The sequence below is a fragment of the Synechococcus sp. H70.1 genome (assembly GCF_047502705.1).
GTDB lineage: Bacteria > Cyanobacteriota > Cyanobacteriia > Thermostichales > Thermostichaceae > Thermostichus.
In genome coordinates this window covers 1-9310 of the sequence record NZ_JANSIV010000064.1, presented here as the reverse complement: position 1 = coordinate 9310, position 9310 = coordinate 1, and the positions used below count along the sequence as shown (strand labels likewise).

The 9310-nt window shown below is 61.0% G+C and carries 11 protein-coding genes and 1 tRNA gene; 7 read left to right on the top strand and 5 right to left on the bottom strand.

Annotation, left to right across the window (positions count from 1 at the left end; translation table 11 throughout):
- The first annotated feature begins 680 nt into the window (after positions 1 to 680).
- Both petE and NW827_RS04620 read left to right on the top strand, forming a co-directional pair.
- Positions 681 to 1091, top strand: a complete 411-nt coding sequence (petE, locus tag NW827_RS04625) for a plastocyanin (protein WP_414361178.1) — start codon at positions 681 to 683, stop codon at positions 1089 to 1091.
- Between the two features lie 179 nt (positions 1092 to 1270).
- Positions 1271 to 1501, top strand: coding sequence for a hypothetical protein (locus tag NW827_RS04620; protein ID WP_414361176.1), 231 nt, complete (start codon positions 1271 to 1273; stop codon positions 1499 to 1501).
- A gap of 40 nt (positions 1502 to 1541) precedes the next feature.
- Here NW827_RS04620 and NW827_RS04615 read toward each other — a convergent pair whose 3' ends face one another.
- A complete protein-coding gene (locus NW827_RS04615) occupies positions 1542 to 1766 on the bottom strand; it encodes a DUF2997 domain-containing protein (protein WP_414503386.1) in 225 nt (74 codons plus the stop codon).
- 62 nt (positions 1767 to 1828) lie between these two features.
- Between NW827_RS04615 and NW827_RS04610 the strand changes: the two genes are divergently transcribed.
- Entirely contained in the window at positions 1829 to 2878 is a 1050-nt protein-coding gene (locus tag NW827_RS04610) for a potassium channel family protein (RefSeq protein ID WP_414404190.1), read from the top strand.
- Positions 2879 to 2896: 18 nt separating this feature from the next.
- Here the strand turns inward: NW827_RS04610 and NW827_RS04605 are convergent, their stop codons facing one another.
- The 4 genes from NW827_RS04605 to cobJ form a co-directional block, all read right to left on the bottom strand.
- Complete coding sequence (locus NW827_RS04605; protein ID WP_414503385.1) at positions 2897 to 3532, bottom strand: PHP domain-containing protein; 636 nt, start codon at positions 3530 to 3532, stop codon at positions 2897 to 2899.
- A 154-nt stretch (positions 3533 to 3686) separates the two neighbouring features.
- A complete protein-coding gene (locus NW827_RS04600) occupies positions 3687 to 4847 on the bottom strand; it encodes a pyridoxal-phosphate-dependent aminotransferase family protein (RefSeq protein ID WP_414361169.1) in 1161 nt (386 codons plus the stop codon).
- Positions 4848 to 4877: 30 nt separating this feature from the next.
- A tRNA-Cys gene (locus NW827_RS04595) sits at positions 4878 to 4949 on the bottom strand.
- A gap of 151 nt (positions 4950 to 5100) precedes the next feature.
- Positions 5101 to 6951 carry a precorrin-3B C(17)-methyltransferase gene (cobJ, locus tag NW827_RS04590; RefSeq protein WP_414503384.1) on the bottom strand — a complete coding sequence of 617 codons (1851 nt, stop codon included), beginning with the start codon at positions 6949 to 6951 and terminating at the stop codon, positions 5101 to 5103.
- 126 nt (positions 6952 to 7077) lie between these two features.
- On the opposite strand from cobJ, the gene NW827_RS04585 reads away from it, so the two are divergent.
- The 4 genes from NW827_RS04585 to NW827_RS04570 form a co-directional block, all read left to right on the top strand.
- Positions 7078 to 7677 (top strand): hypothetical protein, encoded by a 600-nt coding sequence (locus tag NW827_RS04585; protein WP_414361165.1) that lies wholly within the window; start codon positions 7078 to 7080, stop codon positions 7675 to 7677.
- Between the two features lie 46 nt (positions 7678 to 7723).
- Complete coding sequence (locus NW827_RS04580; protein WP_414361164.1) at positions 7724 to 8197, top strand: FKBP-type peptidyl-prolyl cis-trans isomerase; 474 nt, start codon at positions 7724 to 7726, stop codon at positions 8195 to 8197.
- Between the two features lie 84 nt (positions 8198 to 8281).
- Positions 8282 to 8890, top strand: a complete 609-nt coding sequence (locus tag NW827_RS04575) for a 5-formyltetrahydrofolate cyclo-ligase (RefSeq protein WP_414404186.1) — start codon at positions 8282 to 8284, stop codon at positions 8888 to 8890.
- Positions 8891 to 8921: 31 nt separating this feature from the next.
- Positions 8922 to 9310: FxLYD domain-containing protein (locus tag NW827_RS04570; protein ID WP_414503383.1), on the top strand; the 389-nt coding region annotated here is incomplete at its 3' end.

Sequence of the window (9310 nt, the reverse complement as noted above, 5' to 3'; positions counted from 1 at the left end):
GTTTCGACTACACCGGTCTGAAGGTATTGGCTTGCCTCAGGACTGGCTTTGGGATCAGCGCTCCTAGATCCCCACCTCACCAGGCTAAAAAGCCGCTGCGAGCCTTACCTGGCAGGAGTTGAGAAGCGGACGTTATCCCTGGGCCTCCGAAAGCGTACTGTAATCTTGAGCGGGCTGCCTAAATTCAAGGCTGTGCCAATGCAGCGGGCCAAGATTTGAATGTTTTGCCTTTGTTCCAGCGATTCTAAGATCCCGGCGATGGACGAGTACCGCACATTCATCTTAAGCCAGATCCCAGTTCGAACGAGCTAGTATCTTACACACAACCTAAAAAGCAATCGAAGAACAGCAAAAGAAACACTGCATCGTTCTTTGCATAGAGGCTAGGATGACCTACCCCTCTCCCGCATCGGTAACCCTACGGATTTTGTTTCAGGAATAGTCAGCAACTTGCGGCAAGAGAAAGACTCAAGGCAATCCCGTAGCCTGGTTCCTTCCTGCGGCTCTGCTGTCTGAAACAGCCCCTGGCCCTAGTAGGTGTTGCTGTTCCACCTTAGAATCTTAAGTAGAGTTGAGTGCCCCTACTGCCGCCTGGCCGGGTGCCTTTCCTTGACACTCTGGAAAGGGGTGGCCCAGCCGCAGAGGCGGGGGCGACGGCCATTGCGTTTTGAGAGGAATCCATGTTGTTCATTTTTAACCTAGCGAAGCGTCTGCAGACCATTCTCCTTGCTCTTGCGGTTGGGGTGGCTGCGGTGGCTTTCCTGTCCAACCCTGCTGCTGCTGAAACCTACACGGTTAAGATGGGCTCGGATAAGGCCCAACTCGTTTACGATCCCCCCACGCTGACTATCAAGCAAGGGGATACAGTTCGGTGGGTTAACAACAAGGCCTATCCCCACAACGTCGTTTTTGACAAAGTACCGGGTGGTGATGCAGCCCTGGCAGCTAAGCTCTCCCACAAGGCCCTGCTCACCGCTCCCAACCAAGTGGTGGAGACGGCCTTTGTCGATGTCCCGCCGGGTGAGTACACCTACTACTGCACGCCCCACCGGGGAGCCGGCATGGTTGGCAAGATTATTGTCAAGGGGTGAGTCAGACCCTAAGCAAGGGATCCCACCTTCTGCTTGCTGGGGGGGATCCCTGGCCATAGTATAGAAAAAGCTAGCTCTCTCAAAAGTGAGAGGGCTTTTTTGCAAAGAGATGCCTAGCTAGCCTGGGCTTAGGCTAGACAGGCGCTAGCCCATACCGGTAGTCCCCCAACGAGTTTCCCATGACCACCCCTGTTAAAGGCTACCTGCTCCTGGCAGTTTCTTGCGTCAGCGCCATTGCCGCTGTGGGCTCAATCTTCGAGTTGGCGTCTGGTGAGCCAGACTTTGGTGTCGGCCCCACCAGTATCATCTTGATCGTTGCCGCTCCCTTGGCCGTTTGGCTGTTCCAGGCCGCAGTTGAGGCGGCGCGAGCTGCTAACGCCGCCGGCAAGGGGGGCAAGAAGAGAAAATGAGGAGCAGGTAGAGGGGAAAACCTTGGCTAAGGGGAGGAAATTAGCAGGTTTGCTGTAGCGAAACCTGGGATTCCTCGGCTGCTTCTGCTGCCGGGTGGAACTCCGGCAAGAGTTCCCGTTTTTGCACTCTTCCAAGAGCTGCTTCCAGCTCTGCAGTCGCTAGGGTACAACTTGAGCCGCTGCCGTTTAGCACGGTCTCCGTTACCTGTCCGCTTTTGTCAATCCGATACTCAATCTTGAGGTACTCGGGCATCTGCCTGCTCAACAACTCCTTTTCTCCTCCCTATTGTATTCCTGCTTTTTCCTCGGCTAGAGGGGCTGGGCTCTATGGCTTCGGCGCGTCCCCCCTTGCAAGCTGGCAGAAGGGATCCCGGCATCCGCCGCGATCTGCAATTGGGAGTGGGGGCACTGCTAGGCGTTGTCTTGATCGGTACCCTCTGGTACCACGGGGTGGAGCAGTGGCCTTGGGTGGAAGCCTTTTACATGAGCGTCATCACTCTAACCACGGTCGGCTTCATGGAGGTGAGGCCGCTGGGGGATCGGGGGCGTTTGTTTACAGTGGCCTTGATCCTGATGGGGGTTCTGAGCATCGGGTTCATGGTCAATCGCTTCACCGATGCCCTGATCGAGGGACATTTCGAGGAAGGGATCCGGCAGCGAAAGTGGAAGAAACAGATGGAAGCGCTGAACAACCACTACATCGTCTGCGGTTTTGGGCGGATTGGGCGGCAGGTGGCCCAAGAGTTTCAGGCAGAGGGGGTGCCGTTCTTAGTGATCGATCAATCCGCCGAGGCGATTCAGGTGGCACGAGAGTTGGGATATGTGGCTCTCCAGGGGGATAGCACCCTGGACGCCACCTTGCTGGCGGCGCGGGTACAGCAGGCTGAGGGGTTGATTGCCGCCCTCTCCACCGATGCCGAAAACCTCTATGTAGTGCTGTCGGCCCGCACCCTGAACCCCCGCATCCGCACCATTGCCCGCGCCAACACGGAAGAGGCTTTGCAAAAGCTGCAGCGGGCAGGTGTCACCCACGCCATTTCCCCCTACATTACGGGTGGGAAACGGATGGCAGCGGCTGCCTTGCGTCCCCGTGTGGTGGACTTTGTAGATGGGATCCTCTCCGGTCGAGATCGCACCTTTTATCTAGAGGAGTACGAGCTGGCGGCTGAAGAATGCCCCTACGTTGGCCAGACCTTGGGGAAGGCCAATCTGCGGGCCCGATCTGGCGCTTTGGTGGTGGCGATTCGGCGGGCAGATGGCCAGTTAATTGGCGGCCCCAGCGGGGACACCTTGTTGCTACCGGGGGATCTGCTGCTGTGTATGGGCACGGCTGAGCAGTTGCGCCGCCTGGGTCAGTTGCTCTATCCTCGCCCCTAGCTGAGCTGGACAGGCTGGCTAAATGCGCCTGAGGATGCTGGGACCGTGGGAATCGGTGCCACAGGTTTTTAAGAGTCCGTAGGTCTCGGCCAACTTTTCCCCCGTCGCCGTCTCTTCTGGGCTGGGAGCCCAAGGTTCCGGATTTTTGTAGGCGTAGTAGACCTCAAGGCCGTCGATTCCTAGAGCCGCTGCGGCGGGGACAATGACTTCCGCAGGTAGCCAATAGCGGAAGGGATGGGCCAACACTGCCAACCCCCCTGCCGCTTGAATGGCCCCAATGGCCTCAGCGGCAGCCAGGCCGGGAACTTGCTTGCCTTGGATGTAGGGAGCCAAAACGGCAGCAGCGGGGTCAAACCCGTAGCCAAGAATGTGCACCTCGCAGCCCAGCAGGTTGGCTGTAATCTCGATCCCCGACCACAGAATGGGATCCTCGGGGCGATCCAGGTGGGCGCGGGCCTGTTCGTAGCCCTTCAGGGTGTGGTGATCGGTGATGGCTAGGCCGCTGAGGCCATGTCGGCGCGCCTGCTCCGCCAGTTCCACGGGATCCATTTGCCCATCCGAACAGCGGGTGTGCAGGTGAAAGTTGTACTGCAAGGGACAAGAAAGGGGACCGATCCCTTGCAGCACCCGCCGCAGCTCCCCTAAAGAAGCCACCCTCCAGGGACTCCCTTGCAAACCAACCGGCATGGCTACCCTTGCCTCTCGAATAGGCCCCGCTCCAGAGCAGCTAAGCTCCGAAGCTTTATGTTTTGTTAAGCATGTCCACCTATTCTAGCCGGGTTTTAGCTGGGGTGGCAGCTACCGCTGCCTAGGGGTTGGCCAAGATCTCTTCGGCGGCCTTGAGGGCTGCTCCAGGAGAGAAGTCACTGTAGCCCAGGGTGTGCAGGGTGGACTCCAGAGCAGCCAGCGTGGTGAGAATGTCGCGGTCGCTTACAAAGCCTAGGTGGCCGATGCGGAAGATCTTGCCCTTGAGGTGGTCTTGGCCGGCAGCGAGGGCAATGTCGAAGTGCTTCTTGAGGGTACTGCGGAGGGTGTCGGCGTTGATCCCTTCGGGAGCCAGCACGGCTGTTACCGAAGGACTGGCCGCCGACTCTGGGTTGACCAAAAGCTTTAGCCCCAGCGCCTTGACACCGGCGCGGGTGGCCTGGGCCAAGCGGGCGTGGCGGCGGTAGATGGCTTCCAACCCTTCGGCCCGCATCAGGCGCAGGGTAACTTGCAAGGCGTAAAACAAGTTCACTGCCGGGGTAAAGGGAGTGGTGCCCTGGCGCAGGGCTTTTTGGGCCAGCTTAAAGCTCCAGTAGTACTTAGGAAAGCGAGAGCGCTCAGCAGCAGCCATGGCCCGCGGGCTGACGGCCACAAACCCCAGCCCCGGCGGGATCATGTAGCCCTTCTGGGATCCAGAGGCCACCACATCCAAGCCCCACTCGTCCATAGGCACTGGCATCGCCCCCAAACTGGTGACCGCATCCACAATCACCAGCGCTTCCCCATGCTCACGGGCGGCAGCTGCAATAGCCTGCACATCGTTGGCCACGCCGCTAGAGGTTTCGGAATGGGTAAGGATGACCGCCTTGATGGTCTTTTCGCGGTCAGCAGCCAGCTTTTCTTGGAAGACTTCGACGGGATAGGGCACCCCCCAGGGGGTTTCTATCCGCTCGCACTGCAGGCCAAACTGCTCCGACATCTCGGCCCAGCGCTCGCCAAACTTGCCGTTGACCCCCACCAAAACCCGTTCCCCTGGGCTAAGGGTGTTGAGGATCCCGGCTTCCATGGCCCCGGTGCCGCTGGAGGCAAAGACAAACACATCGGAGGTGGTCTGGTGCAGCCAGCGCAGCCCCTCCGTCACCTCTTCCAAAATGGCGGTGAACTCTTTGCTGCGGTGCTCGATAGGCCCCCGCGCCATGGCCAGCAGCGCACTCTCGGGAACCGGAGTGGGGCCAGGGATCATCAACATCAACTTGTCTTTCATGCGTGTCCCGCCAGGGAGGTCAGGTTTGAGAGGTGGCGGCCAGATTCGAACTGGCGCATAGAGGTTTTGCAGACCTCTGCCTTACCACTTGGCTACGCCACCCTATCCCTTAATCAGGCTATGTATTCTACCCGAAAATGGGATCCTGCTGCCAGGTGCTGGGGGCGTGGTAGGGCTTGGGTCGGCTTTTCCCCCGCAGGTCGTCTTTGCCGCGGGGGCTGAGGGTGGCTGCGCAGACCCCCAGCCTAGTCAGTTACAAGCAGTAGCCGCGGGGGGTGATCAGCCACCTGCTGTAGCGGAAGGTCTGGGAGTTGCCAATGAGCACTAGGGTAAACATGTCCACCTGCTCAGGATCCAACTCCCCTAGCGTGGTGAGGTGGAGGACCTCGCCGGGACGGTAGAGGTTGCGGGCCACCGCCACCGGGGTGTGGGGGGGACGGGCGGCCAAAAAGATCTGCAGGGCTTTGAGGAAGGGATCCAGCCGCTGCCGCGAGCGGGGATTGTAGAGGGCCACTACAAAGTCAGCGGCCGCCGCCGCCTGCAACCGCTTCTCGATGGCCGGCCAGGGGGTAAGGCGATCGGAGAGGGAAATGGCGCAAAAATCCTGCATCAGGGGCGCCCCCAGGCGGGCGGCGGCAGCCTGAAGGGCGGAGATCCCTGGCAGCACCTCCAGAGAGGGGCAGCTCCCATCCCAGCCGCTGCGGGCCAAGTACTCCAGCACCAGCCCGGCCATGCCGTAGATCCCGGCATCTCCCGAAGAGATTACTGCCACCTGCAGCCCCTGCTGGGCCAGGGCAATGGCCCGCTGCGCCCGCTGCACCTCCTGGGTGAGGGGGAAGGCCTCCCGAATTTGGCCGGGGTGCAGGAGGGGTGCCACCAAGTCCAGATAGAGCTGGTAGCCAATCACCACGTCGGCTTGGGCCAGAGCCAGGCGGGCAGCCAAGGTCAATTGAGCGGGATCCCCAGGGCCGGTGCCAATCAGCCACAGGTGCCCGGCGCGAGGGGAATACTCCTGAGCAGCGCGGGCAATGGCCAGGGTACACGCTCCCTCAGTCTCTGAGGCAAAGACCTGCTTGGGGCAGAGGAGGGTGGCCCCCTCCTGGGCTAGCTTGTCCTCCCCCGACCAGCGCTGGGCAGCCAAAAGAGCAGCCGCCTCTGCCACCGAAGGGGTGCCCACCGCCTGCCGCACCGCCTCCGAAGGGTGGGGAATTGGGATGCCGGCCAGGGCTTCGGCAGAGAAGAACTGGATAGGCCAGCCGTAGGCCTGGGCTAGCTCCAAGAGTCCCACTTCCTCCCGTTTCAGCTCCAGCGTGGCCAAGCCGGCAATGGCTTCGAAAGCTAGCCCCTGAGCCTGCAGCAGGCGGCGCAGGGATCTCTCCAGCCAGGCGCGACTGGTGCCCCGCTCGCAGCCCACCCCTACCCACAGCACCCGCGGGTGCCAGTGGACGGTGGGGATGGGGGGGCAGGGTGTTGTATACTCGCCAATCCGGACCTGGGCCACCGCCTGCTCAGGAGGGGTGGTGAAAAGGGGGTGATCTGGGGGCCAGGCCTGGCGCCAAAGCTGTGTGCCACAGGTTTGCTCAACGGCCACCGGCTCTCCCCGCGACAGAGCGGCTGCCACTCCGTTCCAATCGCCGGTGCCCCGCTGCCAACCGTAGGGATCCCCCAGCCCATCCAAAGGCGGGATCCCCAGTCCTTCTGAGGCAGAGGTGAGGATGGGCTCGGCCCCCAAAGCAGCCGCCACTTGCCGCGCCAGCGCCTCAGCTCCCCCCACATGCCCGCCACAGAGGCTGAGGGCCCAGCGGCCCGCCTCATCCACCACCACCACCGCCGGATCCCGGTATTTGTCTTGCAAGAGGGGGGCAATGAGCCGCACCACCGACCCAACTGGCAGGACAAAGATACAGGCCTGCACCTGCGGCCAGTTCTGGGCCACCGCTGCCGCCAGGGAGCCCAGTTCCCCATAGTCTTGCCAGGGCGGAGGCAGAGGCTCTCCCTGAGGGTTGGCTTTGCTCCAACACACCCACTCCCCCGGCAGCAGCGAGAGCAAAACCTGGGCCAACTGGCGACCGCGGGGGGTGGGAGCAAACAGGGCAAACTTCATCCGCTGGGAGGGTGAGGGTCCTATACTGGACTATAGAACCACCCACAGACAGTGCCGATGTTGGGCCCTCTTGGACTGCTCTTGCCCCTAATTCCTCTAGAAGCTTTGCTTTCGACCAAGGGGCTAATGTTTTTGCTGCTATCGGCCTATGGCGGGGCCATGTGGACGTTTTTGAGCGGCGCGCCGCGGGTTTACACCATTATCGTGCCCGATCTAGAGCAAGCAAGGGGGTTTTACGAAAAGGTGTTGAAGCTGCCGGAGGCAGAGCTGCCGCTACAGTACTACTACGGCTACGAGCAGAGCGTCGTCAGCTCTAGCCTGGGCTCCATCTATTTCCCGGGAGATATTGGCCTTAGCTCTCGCCCTGAGGCCAAGGGCCAACCTGCCTCGAAAACCCTCGATACCGCCGGTCTCTGGTACCAGCTTTCCGACAGCGTGCAGCTGCACGTGATCCCTGGCTCTACCGAGCCCTACCCGGCCTCCGTCCCCTACGGCAGTCCCTCCAGGATCCCCTCTGTACCTACCTACGGAGCGGCAACAGCAGTAGGCCGCAGCAGCGGCGTGCGCTATCGCCACACCAGCTACGAGCGGGAGGCCCTGAAGGCCCTCCTGCGGCGGATTAACAAACAAGGGATCCGCAACAGCGTCCGCTCCGAGAAACCCCTCGTCTTCTGGGTGCGGGATCCGCAAGGCCAAATTATTGAATTTGCCGAGCTGAAGAGTTGAGGCAATTCCGCCAACCTGCAAAGCAGCAACAGTCGAGGAAACACGAATGAAAGCAACACAACGGCTACTGCTCCTGGGCTTGGCTTTGCTCTGTCTGTGGGCGTGGGGTGAGCTGCCAGCCATGGCTCTGTCGCGGGCCAAGGACAATCCGGCAGTTACCGTGCAGTCCCCAGCCAAGGAGTTCATCACCACTGAGTCCGGGCTGCAGTACTACGACATTGTGGAAGGCACAGGCCCTTCCCCGCAGCCAGGGCAGAAGGTGGTGGTGAACTACGTGGGCAGACTTCAAGACGGTACGGTCTTCGACAGCTCCTACAAGCGCAACCAACCTTTCACCTTTACCTATGGGGTAGGGCAGGTAATCCGCGGCTGGGAAGAAGGGCTAGCCACGATGCGAGTGGGGGGTAAGCGGTACTTGCGTATCCCGCCGGAGTTGGCCTACGGCAGCCGCGGTGCTGGTGGCGTGATCCCTCCCAATGCCACCTTGGACTTTGAGGTGGAGCTCCTAGCCATCCAATAGACTCGGGACCCAAGCTAGGCTGGGTAGCCCCATCAGGGGGCGTGGGGTAAGATGGCAGGGCCCTGTGGGAACTCTGCTACAAACTTGTCTCCGTCTGTGCGGCCCAATTTTCCCCCCGAAGCTCCTAGTGCAGAAAAAGCCCGCCTGCGCCAGCACTTCCGCCAACTGCGGCAGGGGCTAGATCGCTCCCTAATCAACCAGAAGATAGTGGCTCATCTGGCCTCTCACCCCCAGCTTTTGGCGGCCAAAACCATCTTGGCCTACGTGGCCTTCGGCTCTGAGGTGGACTTGGGATCCCTATTTGCTGCGCTGCCAGAGAAACGCTGGGGGATCCCTCGCTGCCTGCCCCAGCGGCAGTTGCGGTGGCATCGCTACCACCCGGCCGAGCTCGTTCCCAATCGCTGGGGGTTGCTGGAGCCCTCTCCCGAGAGCGAAGTTATCGACCCTAGCGAGGCGGATTTGATCCTCGTGCCTGCCCTAGCCTGCGATCGCTGGGGCGGGCGCCTGGGCTATGGCGGCGGCTATTACGACCGCTTTTTGGCCTCCTTGCCAGACCCCGGCCTGCCCAAGTGGGGCATTGTCCCGCAGGCCTGTCTGCTGGAGCAGCCCCTCCCCCAGGATCCTTGGGATCAGCGCCTGGACGGGATCCAGACCGAGGAGGGGTTTTACCCGGCAAGGAATCCCCTAGACTAAGGGGGTAGGCCTAGGCCTTGGAGGAAAAGGAATGAGTCTGACCCAAAGGTTTTCTTCCCTTGCTTGGAGTCTGGCTTGGGTGGTCCTAGCGCTGCTCCTAGGGGGCTTTGGGATGATCCCGCTGAAACTAAAGGATCTCCACGTCACCCCCTGTCCCGATACCCCTGAGTACACCAACCTGGTCACCAGCAACGGCAACCCCATACCGGCCAGGTGCCTGTTTATTGAAGGCACGGTGGTCAACCGCTCCAAAAATACCGTGCTGAATGCAGATGTCTTTGGTCGCCTTTACGATGCCAACGGCAACGAGGTTTTGCCGGAGCGCACCCGCCTGGGGGCAATTGAAGAGGTTCCTCCTGGCGAAAGCCCCTTCTCCATTCGTATCTCGGTGCCCGTGACCAGCGCCCTACCCTTAACCCT

Coding starts and splice junctions, on each gene's coding strand:
- NW827_RS04580 (WP_414361164.1), top strand. CDS start 7,724: ATGAAAGCAACACAACGGCTACTGCTCCTGGGCTTGGCTTTGCTCTGT.
- NW827_RS04610 (WP_414404190.1), top strand. CDS start 1,829: ATGGCTTCGGCGCGTCCCCCCTTGCAAGCTGGCAGAAGGGATCCCGGC.
- NW827_RS04620 (WP_414361176.1), top strand. CDS start 1,271: ATGACCACCCCTGTTAAAGGCTACCTGCTCCTGGCAGTTTCTTGCGTC.
- NW827_RS04600 (WP_414361169.1), bottom strand. CDS start 4,847: ATGAAAGACAAGTTGATGTTGATGATCCCTGGCCCCACTCCGGTTCCC.
- NW827_RS04585 (WP_414361165.1), top strand. CDS start 7,078: ATGTTTTTGCTGCTATCGGCCTATGGCGGGGCCATGTGGACGTTTTTG.
- petE (WP_414361178.1), top strand. CDS start 681: ATGTTGTTCATTTTTAACCTAGCGAAGCGTCTGCAGACCATTCTCCTT.
- cobJ (WP_414503384.1), bottom strand. CDS start 6,951: ATGAAGTTTGCCCTGTTTGCTCCCACCCCCCGCGGTCGCCAGTTGGCC.